Annotated in this window: 16 protein-coding genes; 10 read left to right on the top strand and 6 right to left on the bottom strand. The window is 73.9% G+C overall.

Features of this window, described 5'->3' with window-relative positions:
• Positions 1-11: 11 nt before the first annotated feature.
• On the bottom strand, positions 12-527 hold the full coding sequence (locus J7E97_RS01945; protein WP_251053620.1) for a hypothetical protein: 516 nt from the start codon (positions 525-527) through the stop codon (positions 12-14).
• A 209-nt stretch (positions 528-736) separates the two neighbouring features.
• On the opposite strand from J7E97_RS01945, the gene J7E97_RS01940 reads away from it, so the two are divergent.
• Positions 737-1,198, top strand: a complete 462-nt coding sequence (locus J7E97_RS01940) for an AbfB domain-containing protein (protein ID WP_215021526.1) — start codon at positions 737-739, stop codon at positions 1,196-1,198.
• A gap of 15 nt (positions 1,199-1,213) precedes the next feature.
• Here the strand turns inward: J7E97_RS01940 and J7E97_RS01935 are convergent, their stop codons facing one another.
• Positions 1,214-2,257 (bottom strand): NAD(P)/FAD-dependent oxidoreductase, encoded by a 1,044-nt coding sequence (locus J7E97_RS01935; RefSeq protein ID WP_215021525.1) that lies wholly within the window; start codon positions 2,255-2,257, stop codon positions 1,214-1,216.
• A 169-nt stretch (positions 2,258-2,426) separates the two neighbouring features.
• Between J7E97_RS01935 and J7E97_RS01930 the strand changes: the two genes are divergently transcribed.
• Positions 2,427-3,035 (top strand): TetR/AcrR family transcriptional regulator, encoded by a 609-nt coding sequence (locus J7E97_RS01930; RefSeq protein WP_215021524.1) that lies wholly within the window; start codon positions 2,427-2,429, stop codon positions 3,033-3,035.
• Positions 3,032-3,961: an ADP-ribosylglycohydrolase family protein gene (locus tag J7E97_RS01925; RefSeq protein ID WP_215021523.1), complete on the top strand. Its 930-nt coding sequence runs from the start codon at positions 3,032-3,034 to the stop codon at positions 3,959-3,961. The genes J7E97_RS01930 and J7E97_RS01925 overlap by 4 nt, the downstream gene beginning before the upstream one ends.
• A 40-nt stretch (positions 3,962-4,001) precedes the next feature.
• Here J7E97_RS01925 and J7E97_RS01920 read toward each other — a convergent pair whose 3' ends face one another.
• Positions 4,002-4,796 carry a glutamate racemase gene (locus J7E97_RS01920; RefSeq protein ID WP_215021522.1) on the bottom strand — a complete coding sequence of 265 codons (795 nt, stop codon included), beginning with the start codon at positions 4,794-4,796 and terminating at the stop codon, positions 4,002-4,004.
• 550 nt (positions 4,797-5,346) lie between these two features.
• Here J7E97_RS01920 and J7E97_RS01915 point away from each other — a divergent pair.
• The 5 genes from J7E97_RS01915 to J7E97_RS01895 all read left to right on the top strand — a co-directional run bounded on the left by J7E97_RS01915 (position 5,347) and on the right by J7E97_RS01895 (position 11,902).
• Positions 5,347-6,549, top strand: a complete 1,203-nt coding sequence (locus tag J7E97_RS01915; RefSeq protein WP_215021521.1) for a glycosyltransferase — start codon at positions 5,347-5,349, stop codon at positions 6,547-6,549.
• Positions 6,550-6,837: 288 nt separating this feature from the next.
• Positions 6,838-7,395 (top strand): DUF6643 family protein, encoded by a 558-nt coding sequence (locus J7E97_RS01910; protein ID WP_215021520.1) that lies wholly within the window; start codon positions 6,838-6,840, stop codon positions 7,393-7,395.
• Between the two features lie 60 nt (positions 7,396-7,455).
• Complete coding sequence (locus tag J7E97_RS01905) at positions 7,456-8,280, top strand: MOSC domain-containing protein (RefSeq protein WP_215021519.1); 825 nt, start codon at positions 7,456-7,458, stop codon at positions 8,278-8,280.
• A 327-nt stretch (positions 8,281-8,607) separates the two neighbouring features.
• Positions 8,608-9,219 (top strand): hypothetical protein, encoded by a 612-nt coding sequence (locus J7E97_RS01900; protein WP_215021518.1) that lies wholly within the window; start codon positions 8,608-8,610, stop codon positions 9,217-9,219.
• 181 nt (positions 9,220-9,400) lie between these two features.
• Entirely contained in the window at positions 9,401-11,902 is a 2,502-nt protein-coding gene (locus J7E97_RS01895; RefSeq protein ID WP_215021517.1) for a right-handed parallel beta-helix repeat-containing protein, read from the top strand.
• Between the two features lie 115 nt (positions 11,903-12,017).
• Here J7E97_RS01895 and J7E97_RS01890 read toward each other — a convergent pair whose 3' ends face one another.
• Positions 12,018-12,524 (bottom strand): GNAT family N-acetyltransferase, encoded by a 507-nt coding sequence (locus J7E97_RS01890; RefSeq protein WP_215021516.1) that lies wholly within the window; start codon positions 12,522-12,524, stop codon positions 12,018-12,020.
• 179 nt (positions 12,525-12,703) lie between these two features.
• On the opposite strand from J7E97_RS01890, the gene J7E97_RS01885 reads away from it, so the two are divergent.
• A complete protein-coding gene (locus J7E97_RS01885; protein WP_215021515.1) occupies positions 12,704-13,207 on the top strand; it encodes an SRPBCC family protein in 504 nt (167 codons plus the stop codon).
• A 32-nt stretch (positions 13,208-13,239) separates the two neighbouring features.
• On the opposite strand, the gene J7E97_RS01880 is transcribed toward J7E97_RS01885, so the two are convergent.
• The gene (locus tag J7E97_RS01880; RefSeq protein WP_215021514.1) at positions 13,240-14,367 is read right to left on the bottom strand and encodes a PLP-dependent cysteine synthase family protein; all 1,128 of its coding nucleotides are present in this window, start codon (positions 14,365-14,367) and stop codon (positions 13,240-13,242) included.
• 228 nt (positions 14,368-14,595) lie between these two features.
• On the opposite strand from J7E97_RS01880, the gene J7E97_RS01875 reads away from it, so the two are divergent.
• Positions 14,596-15,222, top strand: a complete 627-nt coding sequence (locus J7E97_RS01875; RefSeq protein WP_215021513.1) for an ATP-binding protein — start codon at positions 14,596-14,598, stop codon at positions 15,220-15,222.
• A 42-nt stretch (positions 15,223-15,264) separates the two neighbouring features.
• On the opposite strand, the gene J7E97_RS01870 is transcribed toward J7E97_RS01875, so the two are convergent.
• Positions 15,265-16,369: ROK family protein (locus J7E97_RS01870; protein ID WP_215021512.1), on the bottom strand; the 1,105-nt coding region annotated here is incomplete at its 5' end.

Below are 16,369 nucleotides of genomic sequence, written 5' to 3'. Positions count from 1 at the left end.
CGGTGGACGGCTCAGTGGGCGAGGGCACGCAGATGGGCGCGGATGACGAGCACCGCACTTTCGGCGTCGTCCACGGTGACGGTGAAGAGCTTGCCGTCGCCGAGCCTCAGTTGCAGGCCCTCGCCGCGTCGGACGATGACGGCGGTGCCCCTCTCCGGGCGCCAGCGGTAGCCCCAGCCTCCCCAGTGCTGAGGGGTGATCCGGGGGACGTACTCGGCGGACCGCACCTCGGCGAGCCGGATCGTCCGGCGCGGCAGGCCGACGTGTCCGCAGCGCACCTCCACCGCCTCGGAGTCGATGGTGACGGAGACGTGCACGAAGGCGACGGTGCCGAACAGCATCAGCAGGCCCGCGGCGAGGCAGCCGATCACTGCCATGAGCAGCGCGACGATGCCGGCGTCCCAGGCGTAGTCCACGGCGAGTTCGATGCCGAGCGCCAGGCAGGCCGCACCGGCTCCGGCGAGGAGCCACTGGGCGCGGTTGGAGGCCCGGCCCGTCCAGAGCGGGCCCGGGGGGTGAACCGTCATGTCTAGCAGCGTACCCACGTTCCGCATGTACGCCACTGACCTGCCGAGCCGGTGCTTGCCTACGTGCCGTGCCCTTGGGGCGTCAAGTCACGACTTTCCGGGGCGTGACCTGGCTCTGTTTTCGGGACGTAATGAATTCAGCGACGCACAGCCAAGCCGTTCGTCGCCCTCCTGTTTGACTTGAAACGAAAGGGAACCGAAATGGCCCCATGCTTCAGTCTCGAAACCTGCCCACCTTCTTCCTGCGCCACCAGAACGCAGAAGGAGAACTGAACGAATTCGATAGGAACTTTGGTCAGGATTTCATGTTCGAAATCGTCGAGGACTCGATAGGCGAGCGACGAGCGGTGCGATTCAAGGCGGTGAACGATGGCTTCGGGGGCAGCGCCAGCAAGATGTTTCTGCGACACAAGAACTATCGGATTCTGCTGGAGGATGAGGAGCGGACGTCGAATCCAGAGCTGTTCCGGAAAGACTCAACGTTCTTCCCGCATCTCGGACTGGCCTCGCCGAACGGCGCCTCTCCCCTTGAGGGTCTCTCGTTCGAGGCGACCAACGTCGAGCGTCACTTCATCCGTCACTTCGACTTCCACCTGTTCATCGGCGTGAAAGTTCCGGGTGACATTCATTTCGAAGGTGACGCGACCTGGGTCAAGACCGCCCCCTTCTAGGTCGTTCGCCGACGCCTAAGAGGGGAGGAGGCCGACGAGCGCGTCGCGCACGGCCGGGCGGCGGGTCGTCATGAAGCGGTGCAGGGTCCGGGAGCCGAAGGCCACCCGCTGGGCGCTGCGGCGGCGCTCGGCGTCGTACGCGCGGAGCGCGGCGGGCAGGCCGCCGGGGCCGTGCGCGGCGACGGCCCGGGTCAGGGCCTCCGCGTCGAGGAGCGCGGTGCAGGCGCCCTGGCCGAGATTCGGGGTCATGGCGTGCGCCGCGTCGCCGACCAGTGCGACGACGGGCCCGCGCCCCGCCGGGCGGGTGAAGGTGGGCAGCGCCGGGTGGAGGTGGCGCATCCGATAGCGGATCCAGGTCTGCGGGTCGGTGTCGGCGAGTACGCGCGGGATCGGGTCGTGCCAGTCGGCGAAGGCCGCCCGCAGCTCCTGCGCGGTGGTGGCCCCGGGGACCGTGGCGTACCAGTTGGTGCGGCCCGGCTCGACCGGGGTCATCCCGAAGAAGCGGCCTCGGCCCCAGGTCTCGCCGTAGACGCCGGTCTCGAACCCGGCGATGCCGATCCAGGCCACGTCGCCGAGCTCGCGCGGGGCGCTGCCGGCGGCGAAGTGGGCTGTGCGGACGGCGCTGTTGATGCCGTCGGCGCCGACGAGGAGTCCGGTGGCGGCCTGCATGGCCGAAGCCTCGTAGGCCCGCCCGTACACGATATCCGTGCCGCCGAGCCGCGCCAGCTCGGCCAGTAGCGCGTCGATCAAATGGGGCCGGGAGATGAGGAGTTCGGGGCGGCCCGCCTTGCGCTCGATCCGTTCCAGCGGAAGCGCGGCCAGGACCCGGCCGTCAGGGCGCCGGATCCGTGCGTCGCGGTACGGGACCGCGCGCGCCCGCAGCGCCTCGCCGAGGCCGAGCCGGTCGAGGGCCGCCTGGGCGGTGGGGTGGATGCCGAAGGCGGTTCCGTAGCGCTCCGGCTCGGCCCTGCGCTCCAGGACGGTCACCGTCCATCCGGCGCGGCGCAGGCCGATGGCGGTGGCGAGGCCGCCGACCCCGGCGCCGACGACGAGCGCCATTGTCGCGTCCGGCCCGCTACCGGCTCCCGCACCCGCACCCGCTCCCGCACCCGCACCCGCACCCGTCTCAGCGCTCGCACCCATCGCGCACTTCCCCGCTCGAACGAACCGACCACCACATCTGTGGTGCTACATCTGTGGTACCACGGCTGTGGCTATGCTGACAACCGTGAACCAGGACCGGAGGGACCGGCTGCGCGACGCGGCCATCGCGGTGCTCGCGGACGCGGGGGGCCGCGGCCTGACGCACCGGGCCGTCGACGCGGCGGCCGCCGTGCCGCTCGGCACGGCCAAGAACTACTTCCCGACCCGCGACGCCCTGCTGCGAGCGGTCGCCGAGCGCTGCCTGGAGCAGTACCGGGCGCTCGCCGCGCTGCTCGCCGGTTCGGGCCCCGGCCCGGCCGACCGGGCCGGGCTGGCCGCCCTGCTCGCCGGTCTGCTGCGCGACGTGGCCGGACCCGGGCGGCCGCGCATGGTGGCGTACCTGGAGCTCCAGGCCGAGGCGACCCGGCGGCCCTGGCTGGCGGCGCTCCTGGATCCGATCGCGGCATCCGACGTCGCCGCGTACGGGCACCTGCTGCGCACGGCCCGGCTGCCGTACGGGCCTGCGCACGCCCGCGCCCTCACCCTCACCCTCCACGGCGCCGTCCCACACCTCCTGACAGGCGCCCCGGAAACACTGGCCGCGGCCGGGCTGGACGATCTGGACGCGTTCGCCCGCGCCGCGCTGGCCTCCGTCTGCCCCGAAGTCTCCGAACCTCCGGAGGAGGACGCATGACCGACCGACTCGACCGCGCCGTGGGCGCCGTACTCGGCTCGGCGGCCGGCGACGCGCTCGGCGCGTCCTACGAGTTCGGCCCCGCCGGACAGTTGACGGCGCGCGGCGCGGAGATGCTCGGGGGCGGCGGCTGGGAGCCCGGCGAGGCCACCGACGACACGCAGATGGCCGTGCTGGTCGGCGAATCCCTGCTGGAGCGCGGCGGACTCGAACTCCCCGACGTCTTCGACCGGTTCCGGCGCTGGGCCGCCGGAGAGCCCAAGGACATCGGACTCCAGACGGAGGACGTGCTGACGAGCGGCGAGTCCTGGGACCTGGCCGCCGCCCTGCACTTCCAGGTCAACGCACGGGCCGCGGGCAACGGTTCCTTGATGCGGGCCTCGACCGCCGCGGTGTACTTCGCGCCGTCGGGGCGGGCCGCGACCATGGACGCCGCCCGCCGGATCGCGGCGCTCACCCACGGCGACCGGGCCGCCTGGGAAGGCACCGCCGTGTTGCACGAGCTGGTGCGCGTGGCCCTGGCCGGAGCCGATCCGCTGGCCGCGCTCCCCGAGACGCTGGAGTCCGTGCACCCGGACCACCGCGAGCGGTACGCCCGCGTCCTCGACCCCGGCTGGCACCCGGACCTGGCCACCGAGTTCAACGGGGCGGTCTGGCCCTGCCTGGGCTCGGCGGTATGGGCGCTGCGCACCACGACCGGCTTCGCGCAGGCCGTACGGGCCGCGGTCGACCTCGGCGGCGACACCGACACGGTGGCCGCGGTCACCGGCACCCTGGCCGGAGCCCGCTACGGCCAGGCGGCGATCCCGGACACCTGGACGGCCCCGCTACACGTCCCGCTCCCGGGCTTCGGGGACCGGGCCCTGGACGCGGACGCCCTACGGGACCTGGCCCGGCGCCTCGCGACCGCCGGCCCCGAAGGCTGAGGGGCCCGGAACCGGGAGCGTCCCGTCCCCGCCGTCGGGGTCACCCCCGGACGGCAGCGCTCCTACCGGCCAGCAGGCGGCCTTCGGCGTACCCGAGCGCGGCTCCGGGAAGCCCGCCCGGGCGGCCGCTGAGCAGGACGGTCAGACTGCCGGTGCTCGGCAGGCCGGGCTCCGGCCGGGCGCCGATCCGGCGCAGGGCCTGTACCGCGACGGCCTCGGCTGAGCCGTGGAAGACGAACGGCGCGCCACCGGTGCGTTCGGCGAGGGCGGCCCGGATGGGGGCTTCGACCAGTTCGTAGTGCGTGCAGCCGAGGACCACGTCGGTGACGTCGGCCGGGGTCAGCGCGGCGGCCGCGGCGATGGCCCGTACGACGGCGGCATCGTCGGCGGCCTCGACGGCGTCGGCCAGACCGGGGCACGGCACCTCGGTGACGCGCGCCCCGTCGGCGAAGTCCCGGATGAGTCCGCGCTGATAGGGACTGCCCGTGGTGGCGGGGGTGGCCCAGATCGCCACCCGCCCCCCGGCGACCGCCGCGGGCTTGATCGCCGGCACGGTCCCGATGACCGGGATCAGCGGTTCCAGCTCGGCGCGCAGCGCGGGCAGGGCGTGTACGGAGGCGGTGTTGCAGGCGACGATCAGCGCGTCCGGGCGGTGCTCGGCGGCGGCGCGTGCGACGTCGAGCGCCCGCCCGGTGAGGTCTTGCGGGGTCCGTGGACCCCAGGGCATCCCGTCGGGGTCGCACGACAGCACCAGCTCGGCGTCCGGCCGCAGCCGCCGCACCGCGGCGGCCGCCGCGAGGAGGCCGATACCGGAGTCCATGAGGGCGATCTTCACTTGGTCACCCTAATCGATGCCCGCCCCCGGCCCCGGACACGGCAGGCCCTGCCCGGGCTCGGGCTGGGCTCGGGCTGGGGCCGTCGGATCGGGGTCGGGGTCGGGACCTGGCTCGGGCTCGGGCTCCGGCTCCGGCTCCGGCTTCGGCTCGGGCCCCGGCTCGGGCTTGGGCTCCGGCTCGGGCCCCCGCTCGGGCCCCGGCTCGGGCCCCGGCTCGGGCTCCGGGGCCCCGGCTCGGGCTCCGGCCCCGGCTCGGGCTCCGGCCCCGGCTCGGGGTCGGGACCTGGCTCGGGCCCCGGCTCAGGCTCGGGCCCCGACTCAGGCTCGGGCCCCGGCTCGGGGTCGGGCCCCGGACGCGGACCTGGACGCAGTCCCGGCCCCGGGCGCAGTCCCGGCCCCGGGCGCGGGCGCGACCCCGCCACGGACGCAGCCCCGGCCCCGGACCCGGCCCCCGTCACCGCGGGGCCTCCCCCGGGAAACCGTCAAGGCCGCGACACCGGGACCGGTGTCCCGCCCCGCCGCAGCCCGCCCGGCGCGGCACACTGCCAGGATGGGTCCCCTCCTCATCGCCGCTTGCGTCTCGCTCGCCGTCTGGCTCTGGCTCACCCTCGGGCAGGGCATGTTCTGGCGGACGGACACCCGCCTGCCTCCCCGGCACGCGCCCGCCCACTGGCCGTCCGTCGCGATCATCGTCCCCGCCCGGGACGAGGCCGCGGTCCTCCCGAAGAGCCTGCCCTCGCTGCTCGCGCAGGACTATCCCGGCGAAGCCGAGGTCGTCCTGATCGACGACGGGAGTACGGACGGCACCGCCGCCCTCGCCCGCCGGCTCGCCGACGCGCAGCCCGGACTCCCCCTCACCGTCGTCTCCCCCGGCGATCCCGATCCGGGCTGGACCGGCAAGCTCTGGGCCCTGCGCCACGGCATCGCCCACGTCCTCACGCCACCGGGCAGCACCACCGAGGGCGTCCGGGACGGCCGGACCGCCCCCGCCTACCTCCTCCTCACCGACGCCGACATCGCCCACGAGCCCGACAGCCTGCGCGAGCTGGTCGCCGCGGCGACGGCGGCCGACCTCGACCTCGTCTCCCAGATGGCCCGGTTGCGCACCGTCAGCGCGTGGGAGCGGCTGATCGTGCCGGCCTTCGTGTACTTCTTCGCCCAGCTCTACCCCTTCCGCTGGATCAACCACCCCGCCGCCCGCACCGCGGCAGCCGCCGGCGGCTGCGTCCTGCTGCGCACCGGGGCGGCCGTACGGGCCGGGGTGCCCGACTCGATCCGACAGGCCGTCATCGACGACGTCTCGCTCGCCCGCGCCGTCCAGCGCACCGGCGGGCGGATCTGGCTCGGCCTCGCGGAGCGGGTCGACAGCGTGCGCCCGTACGACTCGCTCGGCGACCTGTGGCGGATGGTCTCGCGCAGCGCGTACGCCCAACTCCGCCACCAGCCGGCGCTGCTGGCCGGGACGGTGGCCGGGCTGGCCCTCGTCTACCTCGTGCCGCCGGTCGCCCTCCTCGGCGGCCTGGCCACCGGCCGGCCCGCCGTCGCCTGGGCGGGCGGGCTGGCGTGGCTGCTGATGGCCGGCACCTACGCGCCGATGTTGCGCTACTACCGCCAGCCGCTCGCGCTCGCTCCGCTTCTTCCGTTCACCGCGCTGCTCTACCTCCTGATGACCGTCGACTCGGCCGTGCAGCACTACCGCGGACGCGGCGCGTCATGGAAGGGCCGTACCTATGCCCGCCCCAGTGACGCCTGAAACCGGTCTTCCCCACCCGAAACCATGGCATCCGAGCCACCACGTCGTGACGCTCCGTCAGCACGAAGCCGGTAAGGTCCCGGTCCACCGCCAACAGACCGGCGCCCGCACACCGGTGCACCACCCAACCGGCGAGTACGAGTAGGAGCAAGACGGGGCGGATGTGGCGAATCGTGCACGTGATCGGGAAGTGAAAGCTGCGGCCCTGACCTGGGAATATGCAGGTCAGGGCGGTGTTCGGAGGCCCTCGCTATGGACCCGGTGAAGTCGTGGGCTTAACTTAGGTCCATGACCTCCCCCCGCTCCACTTATGGCGGCGGTTACTACTCCGCGCCCTCCTTCCCGGACACCCCTATCTACGACTCCCTCGTCGCCGAACGCGGCACCCCCCAGATCGCTCCGATCCGTGTTCCGGCCGCCTACGACTCCCCGAGTTCCGGCTACTCGAGCGGTGGGTACCTCCCGGCCCTCGCGTCCTCGCTGCCCGCACTGCCGGCCGCGCTGCCGCCCGCCATGTCGCAGCAGCACCAGCACGTCCCGTCGTACGGGTACCAGTACCAACAGCAGGCCGCCCCGCAGCAGCCGGCGTACCAGCAGATGCAGCAGCCGATGCCGCTCCAGCAGGCGCCCGCCCCGTACATCCCGCAGCAGCAGTTCGCGGCCCGCGGCGGATACGTGCCGCAGCCCCAGCCGCAGCAGCCCCGACCCGTCGCCACGGGCACCGGCTACGACGCCATGCGTCCGGCGGCGCCGCGGCCGATGCAGGGGCAGCCCGCTCCCGTCCAGGCCGCCACGTACGAGGATCCGTACGGGCGTCCGTACCAGCAGCAGGGCCGGGGCTACTAGCCCGGCCCGTTCCGTCGAGGTCGTCGCGGAGGTCCCGGGGGCGGCTGGCAGGATGCCCCCATGTCGAAATTGCACGTCCAAGCGCTCCACGTCCATCCCGTCAAATCGGTAGCGGGGACAGCTCCCGACGAGGTGGCCGTGGAGCCTTGGGGTCTGGCCGCCGACCGCCGCTGGGCGGTGGTGGACAGCGAGGGCACGGTCATCACCCAACGCCGGCAACCGAGGCTGGCCTTGGCGAGCGCCCGTCCGCTGGGGGGCGGCGGGGTCGCACTGTCGGCGCCGGGCATGGCGGACCTGACGGTGGACGTACCGCAGCCGGGTCCGCTGGAGCCGGTGGAGCTGTTCGGGCAGAAGATCGAGACCGTCGTCGCGGCGCGTGCCGCGGCCGACTGGTTCAGCGCGTACCTCGGAGTTCCGGCGCGCATGGTGCACATGGACGACCCGGCCGTGCGCCGGCAGATCGATCCCGACTACGCGCTGCCCGGCGAGACCGTGAGCCTCGCCGACGGCTATCCGCTGCTGATCGCCACCCTCGCGTCGCTCGACGCGCTCAACTCGCTGATCGCCCAGGGGGACCACCCGGGCGAGGGCCCCCTCCCGATGAACCGGTTCCGCCCCAACGTCGTGGTGTCGGGGGCCGAGGCATGGGCCGAGGACGGCTGGCGGCGCATCGCGATCGGCGAAGCCGAGTTCCGCGGGGCGCGCGAATGCGGACGCTGCGTCGTGACGACCACCGACCAGGCCACGGCCGAGCGGGGCAAGGAGCCGCTGATGACCCTGGGCAAGCACCGGCGGACCGGGAAGTCGCTGGTCTTCGGGCGGCAGCTGGTACCGGTGCGGCTGGGAACGATCCGCGTCGGCGACGAGGTCCGCGTCCTGGAGTGAGGGCGGGCCCGCGCCATCGGCGGAGGGACGGAACGGACGGCGGAACGACACGTTCGGGGGGCTCTGCCGCATCCATGGAACCAACCGGCCCGACCTGCCCGTTGGATCATTCGAGACGTGCGAGGAAGGCGCGAGGCGGGCACGAAGGGAGGGTGCCAGGCTCGGCTTCGCCCATGACCCGCACCAGACGTGCACCGGCCATCCACCGGGCGTGCACCGGATCGGGTGACACAGGTCTCCCCGGTCCCGAAATGCGCGTCACCGGGGCATGCGGGAGGCTGGTGCGGCAGGCAGACGGAGACTGGCACAAGTTGGGGGAGCCGGACCGTGCGGACAGTTTTGGGTGTGTGGCGCTGGCGGCGCAATCCGCTGCGCCGGCGGACGGACCTCTTCGAGGCATGGGTGGCGTTCGCCGCGCTGGTGTGCGTCCTGGTGGTGGCTCCGGCCATCGGCTGCGCCGCCGGCCTGCGGGTGGACGGCACGCTCCAGCGGGCCGCGCGCGAACAGCGGCAGGAGCGGTACCTCGTACCGGCGGTGGTGGTCCGGCCGACGCCGGATCCCGTCGTGGGCGCGGACGCCGATCCGGCGGCGCAGCGGCAGACCCCGCAGCGTTCGAAAATCGTCGCGTCGTGGACCGCGCCGGACGGCAGCAGCCACCAGGGCACGGTGCCCGCCGCGGAGGAACCGCCGCGCCCCGGCGACCGGTTCCGCATATGGACGGACACGCACGGACGACTGGTCGGGCAGCCCCTCGACCCGTCCGCCGCGAGCGTCCACGCGGGGTTGGCGGGCCTGGCGGCCGCCTTCGGCATCGCCGCGCTGGGGGAGACGGTCCGCCGCCTGGTCGTACGAAGGCTCATGCATCGGCGGTACATGCGGCTGGACCGCGCATGGGCCGCGGCGGGGCCCGACTGGGGTCGCGCGGGGGCGGGCAGCTGACCTGGCAACTCACCGGCCCCGCGCGCGCTACGGTGGAGCGGCCGCAGCCGTCGCTGCGGCCACGGCGGTCCCTTCGCCGGCGCGGGCACACGGCAAGCCGGCGCGCGGGCACGGGGGATCGACGACGTGATCACACGCGCACGTGAACACGCGAACACGAGGGTGGGGGCACGACAGCACCATGGCTCAGGGCACGGTCCAGGTGACGCACGGCAGTACTTCGCGGTGGCGGCGCCGCTCCGGTGAATACGCGACGCTGACCGCCGCGCTGGCCGTGGCGGGCGACGGAGACGTCCTGTCCATCGCTCCCGGCACCTACCGGGAGAACCTGGTGCTCCACCACGCCGTGACCCTGCGCGGGCCGGAGGGCGCCCTGGGTTCGGTGCGGATCGCTCCGCTCGACGGGGTCGCGCTCACCATCCGCGCCTCGGCCGTCGTCCAGGACCTGTACCTGGAGGGCCAGGACCGGGCGGCGCCCGCGCTGCTCGTCGAGGACGGCTCCCCCGAGCTCACCGACCTCCGCGTCAGCACCCGGTCGGCGGCCGGCATCGAGGTCCGCGGCGCCGGTGCGCGTCCGCTGGTCCGCCGGTGCACGGTGGAGAATCCGGCCGGGGTCGGGATCGCCGTACTGGACGGCGGCGGCGGGGTGTTCGAGGAGTGCGAGGTCGTGGCCGCCGGACAGGCCGGGGTCTCGGTGCGCGGAGGCGGCCGTCCCCGGCTGGAGCGGTGCCGGATCCACCACGCCACGGGCGCGGGCATCGGGGTGACCGGCGAGGGCTCGGGCCTGGAGGCCCTGGGCTGCGAGGTGTACGAGATCAAGGGTGCCGGGGTGCAGATCGCGGCGCGCGCCACCGCGGTGCTCACCGACTGCGCGGTCCACCGCACTTCGGCCGACGGGGTCACCCTCGACACGGACGCCGTGCTCACCCTCGCCGGCTGCGACATCCACGACATCCCGGAGAACGCGGTGGACCTGCGCTCCCGGTCGGTGCTGACGCTCAGCCGCACGACCGTGCGCCGCTTCGGGCGCAACGGTCTGTCGGTGTGGGATCCGGGCACCCGGGTCGTCGCCGACGCCTGCGAGATCTACGACAGCACGGGCGACTATCCCGCCGTCTGGATCAGTGACGGCGCCAGCGCCTCCCTGGACTCCTGCCGGGTGCACGACGTGCCGGACGCGCTGTTCGTGCTGGACCGGGGTTCGCGCGTGGACGTCGTGGACAGCGATCTCTCCCAGGTCCGCAACACCGCGGTCTCGGTGAGCGACGGGGCGACGGCCCAGCTGGACGACTGCCGGATCCGCGAAGCGGCGACCGGCGCCTGGTTCCGCGACCACGGCAGCGGCGGCACGCTCGCCAACTGCTCGATCGACTCCGTCCAGACCGGCGTGATCGTGACCAAGGGCGCCGATCCCGTGCTGGAGCGGTGCACGGTCACTTCTCCCGCGGAGGCCGGGTTCTACGTGTCGGCCGCGGGCCGCGGCACCTTCACGGCGTGCCGGGTCACGGGCAGCGCCGGCTTCGGTTTCCACGTCCTCGACGGCTGCCGCACCACGCTGAACCGCTGCCACACCGAGCGCAGCGCGCGCGGGGGTTACGAGTTCGCGGAAGACGGCCCGGTCGCCGAGGACTGCACGAGCGACGAGTCGGGGCCGCGGCTCGCCGCCCACTCGGCCTCGGGCGCGGTGGCGGCCGGGGAGCGCGCGGGGATCCGTACGGTCGCGGCCCGGCAGAGTCCCGTGGCGGCGCGGTCGGCGGCCGGTCCGGTACCGGCTCAGCGGCCGGGGGACGAGGCGGACCCGGCCGTCGACGGGTCGGCGGCGGGGCGCGACTCGGGCGCGGTGCTCGGCCAACTCGACGCACTGGTGGGGCTGGACAGCGTCAAGCGCGAGGTCCGCGCGCTCACCGACATGATCGAGGTGGGCCGGCGGCGGCAGCAGGCGGGCCTGAAGGCGGCCTCGGTCCGCCGCCACCTGGTCTTCACCGGCTCCCCCGGTACGGGAAAGACCACCGTGGCCCGGCTCTACGGGGAGATCCTGGCCTCCCTCGGGGTGCTCGAGCGCGGGCACCTGGTGGAGGTGTCCCGGGTGGACCTGGTCGGCGAGCACATCGGTTCCACGGCGATCCGCACCCAGGAGGCCTTCGAGCGGGCGCGGGGCGGGGTGCTGTTCATCGACGAGGCGTACGCGCTGGCGCCCGAGGACTCGGGCCGCGACTTCGGGCGCGAGGCGATCGACACGCTGGTGAAGCTGATGGAGGACCACCGGGACGCGGTGGTGGTGATCGTCGCCGGGTACACGGCGGAGATGGACCGCTTCCTGACCGTCAACCCGGGAGTGGCCTCGCGCTTCTCCCGGACCATCACCTTCGGGGACTACGGGCCCGAGGAGCTGTTGCGGATCGTGGAACAGCAGACGGAGGAGCACGAGTACCGCCTCGGCGAGAAGACCGCCGATGCGCTGCTGACGTACTTCACCGACCTTCCGAAGGGGGCGGCCTTCGGCAACGGCCGCACCGCCCGCCAGACCTTCGAGTCGATGGTCGAGCGGCACGCGGGGCGGGTGGCGCAGCTGCCGGAGCCGAGTACGGACGATCTCACCCTGCTGTTTCCGGAGGACCTGCCGGACCTGCCGGACCTGCCGGCGGCCGCCGTGGTGCCGGTGGCTCCGACGCCGGTGACCTGACCGGGCGTTGCCGGCCGCGGGCTCCCGACCACCGGGGCCGGCGGCCAGCCGCCGGGAGTCGGCGATCGGCCGCCGGGAGTCGGCGGCTGGCCGGGGCCGGGCCGGCCGCCCGCCGTCACAGGTCGCGGCGCATGCACACCCGGGGCCAGCGGTCGAGGCCGTGTACGGCTTCCCGGTCGCGGATGTCGCGCAGCCCGGGCCCGAGGCAGCCCTCCTCCAGGGTCCGGAAGCCGCAACGGGCGTAGTACGGGGCGTTCCACGGGACGTCGGTGAAGGTGGTGAGGGTCAGTGCGGGGGCGCCCTCCGCCCCGGCCCGCTCTGCCAGGTGCTCCAGCAGGGACCGCCCGACGCGGCGGCGCGCGCTGTCCGGGTGCACCGACACCTGCTCGACGTGGAGGTTTCCGTCGACCCGGTCGGCGATGAGGTATCCGACGGGGCTTCCCGTCCCGTCGGCCGCGACCCAGGCCAGTCCGGCCCGCCGGTAGCCGAGGAGTTCCTCCAGCGGGAGCGGTTCGTCGTCGGCGATCTCCGGCATGCCGATGGCCCGGAAGCACTCCCCGGCGGCCCTCTCGATGTCCTGGAGGAGGGGCAGTTCGTCGATGCGCGCTGCTCTGATAAGCATGCACCGCATTGTCCCGGCCGGGGAGGGGTCCGCGAAACGGGTTCGCCACCGCGCGGCGGACATCTGACGGTCCGCCAGCTAGGGTGGCAGCCCGTCCGGCAGCCCGTCCGGCAGCCCGTCCATGCCGCACGCCGCGGCCGGATGCCGCCGACCTTCGACCGAACCCAGGGAGTACCGACATGGCTCGCCGACTCCGCCCCGTGGGGCTGGACTTCACCGAGAACGCCCCGATACGCCTGGTCTTCAGCGCGAGGGCCACGGCCTCCCCCGAGGCCGTGTACCGGGCGCTGGCCGAGGAGGTCGAGGACTGGCCGCGGTGGTTCAGGGCCGTCACCCTGGCCCGGCCCGCGCACGGCGGCGCCGGGCGCGAGATCAAGCTGGTGGGCGGGGTCCGCTTCCAGGAGACGATCATGGCGGCGGATCCGGAGCAGCGCTACGCGTACCGGGTCGACGAGACCAACGCCCCCGGCGTCCGGGCCCTGCTGGAGGAATGGCGGCTCACCCCCTCCGGCTCCGGCACCCACGTCCGGTGGACCTTCGCGGCGGACGGCCCGGCCCCTGTCCGGTTCGCCCTCGCCGCCGCCCGCCCGGGCCTGGGCTACTCCTTCCGCTCCGCGGTCCGCGAGTTGGACCGGCGGCTGGTGGCCCGGCGGCTGGTGGCCCGGCGCGGAGCGGATCAGTAGGAACCGTCCGGCCCGGCGGCCGCAGCGAACGGTCAGGCGACGGGCTCGCGCCACTCCCCGGTCGCCAGGAGGTTCTCGAGCGTCTTCGTGTACGGGGCGATGTCGAGGCCCTGGGCCGCGAGCCACTCGTCGGAGTAGTACTTGTCCAGGTAGCGGTCGCCGGAGTCGCAGAGCAGGGTGACGACGCTGCCCGTGCGGCCCTCCGCCACCATCTCCGAGATGATCTTCAGCGCGCTCCAGACGCCCGTACCGGTGGAACCGCCCGCCTTGCGGCCGATCGCCGCCTCCAGCGCGCGGCACGCGGCGACGCTCGCCGCGTCCGGGACCCTCATCATCCGGTCGATGGCGCCGGGCACGAAGCTCGGCTCCATGCGGGGCCGGCCGATGCCCTCGATGCGCGATCCGCAGTCGCTGGTCGCGTGCGGGTCGTTGCTCGTCCAGCCGTCGAAGAAGCAGGAGTTCTCCGGGTCCGGGACGCAGATGCGGGTGTCGTGCTGCATGTAGTGCACGTAGCGCGCGATGGTCGCGGAGGTGCCGCCGGTACCCGCCGTGGCCACGACCCATGCGGGCTCGGGGTAACGCTCCAGGCGCAGCTGCTGGTAAATCGATTCTGCGATGTTGTTGTTGCCACGCCAGTCGGTCGCGCGCTCCGCGTACGTGAACTGGTCCATGTAGTGCCCGCCGGTCCGCGCCGCGAGCTCGGCCGACTCCTCGTACATCTTCATCGAGTCGTCGACGAAGTGGCATTCGCCGCCGTGGAACTCGATGAGCCGGCACTTCTCGGGGCTCGTCGTACGCGGCATGACCGCGATGAACGGGACGCCGATCAGCTTGGCGAAGTACGCCTCCGAGACGGCGGTGGATCCGGACGAGGCCTCGATGACGGGGCGGCCGGGCCGGATCCAGCCGTTGCAGAGGGCGTAGAGGAACAGGGAACGGGCGAGGCGGTGCTTGAGGGAGCCCGTGGGGTGGGTGGACTCGTCCTTGAGGTACAGGTCGATGCCCCAGGCCTCGGGAAGCGGGAAGCGCAGCAGGTGGGTGTCGGCGGAGCGGTTGGCATCGGCCTGGACCTTGCGGACGGCTTCCTTCAGCCAGGCCCGGTAGTCCGCGTCGCTGCGATCGACGTCGATGGTCGTGGCAGTCCTACCGGTGCTGCTCATGCGCCGTGCTCCTTCGTACTTCCCGAGGTCCCGCGTTTTCCGCGGGTGCGCGTCTCTTCGCTCCGCATTCGCAATGTACCCTCCTCACCTGCACAAACGGTCACTTTGGGTATCCATATGGATCCCTTTCGATCGCGTTCGGTTGCACACCGGCCCACAGTGGGTGACCCTGGGGAGGCGTCACCGAGGGTGCAGCACCCGTAACACTGATATCGGGGAGTCGCAGCCGTGATCAGACATTCCCGCAGGCACTGCGTCGTCGAACTGCAGGCCCTGCCCTTGCGGATCGGACAGATCCGCCGCATCGTTTCAGCGCAACTGCGCCACTGGCAGCTCGATCCGCTCATAGACCGGGCCGCGCTCGGCGTGACCGAACTGCTCAGCAACGTCCACCGCCACGCGCAGCCGGACAAGACCTGCACGGTCGAGATCGAGCTCCGCCTCGGCCGGCTGACCGTGTCCGTCTACGACAGCGATCCGCGCCTCCCGGTCCTCCGGGCGTCCGCGGGGGCGGTGGGGGTCGCGGTCGCCGCGGAGGCCGCAGCTGCCACCGAAGCCGCCGGAACCGACCGGCCCGACCCGGCCGACGCGCTGGAGACCTCCGGGCGCGGCCTCGCGCTCGTGGAGGCCCTCAGCGAGGCGTGGGGGGCACGGCACCGGCCCGACGGTCCGGGCAAGGTCGTGTGGTTCTCCCTGCGCGCCGCACCGGGCCCGGCCGCCCCGCACCATCCGGTGCTCCTGGGCAAGACCAAGCCGGTACGGAGCCCTGCACAGGCCCCGCTCACCGCCGTTCCCGCCGAACCCGTCTCCGCCGGCCGGCCGGTGGCGGCCTCGGTCGGTGCCCGGCCCGGGTAGGGCTCCGGCCGCCGGGTCCCCCGGGAGGGGCGCGTCAGGCCGTCAGGCCGCCGCCCCCAGGGCCCCGAGGGGGTCGTCCAGTACCGGCTGCCACGCCAGCTCGGCGGCTCCGACCAGGCTGTTGTGGTCGAGCGTGCAGGGCAGGATCGGCACGCCTCCGCTGCGCCCCCACAGGCTGCGGTCCGCGACCACCGCGCGCAGCCGCTCGGGGTCGGCGTGGAGCAGCTCCCGGTGGAGGCCGCCGAGGATGATCCGGTCCGGGTTCAGGATGTTCACCAGGCCCGCGAGGCCGAGGCCGAGCCTGTCGATGAGCTCTTCCGTGGCCGCTCGCACGCCTGGATCGGCGTACTCCTCGCGCAGCAGGTCCCGGGCCTGTTGGAGCAGCGACACCTCCGGTCCGGGCGTGCGCCCGGCGGTGGTGAGGAAGGCCAAGGGGTCCGCCTCGACGTCGAGGCAGCCGCGGCTTCCGCAGTAGCAGGCGCGCCCCTCCGGATTCACGGTGAGGTGGCCGACTTCCAGGGCCAGGCCCGAACTCCCGCTGTGCAGGCGGCCGTCCAGGACGAGCGCCCCGCCGACCCCGCGGTGTCCGGTGGCCACGCACAGCAGGTGCTGGGCGCCGCGGCCGGCGCCGTGCCGGTGCTCGGCGAGTGCGGCGAGGTTGACGTCGTTGCCGGTCAGCGCAGGGCCGTCGATGCCGGCGGCCTTCACGCACGCGGCGAAGACGTCCCGTACGGGAGAGCCGGCCGGCCAGGCCAGGTGCAGCGGGTTCAGCGCCGTGCCCTCCGGCTCCGCGACCGCCGAGGGCACCGCCAGGCCCGCGCCGATGCAGCGCCGGCCGGTCTGCGCGAGCAGCGCGGCGCCGGCTTCGACGACCGCGCCGAGCACCTGCGCCGGGTCGGCGGAGACGGGGACCCTTCCGGGGGCGGTGGCCACGATCCGGCCGCCGAGGCCGACCAGGGCGGCGCGGAACCCGTCCGAGTGCACCTGCGCGGCCAGCGCCACCGGCCCGTTCTCGTCCACGGAGAGCCGGTGCGAGGGACGGCCCTGCGCGCCGCCGGCCCCGCCGGGGCGGGAGTCGACGCGGATCAGGCCGAGCGCCTCCAGCTCGGCGGCGACGGCCCCGGCGGTGGCGCGGGTGACCCCGAGC

This window comes from Streptomyces sp. ISL-66 (genome assembly GCF_018614135.1).
Taxonomy (GTDB): domain Bacteria; phylum Actinomycetota; class Actinomycetes; order Streptomycetales; family Streptomycetaceae; genus Streptomyces.
The sequence above is the reverse complement of the archived record's forward strand: the minus strand, read 5'-3'. Positions and strand labels throughout refer to the sequence as shown.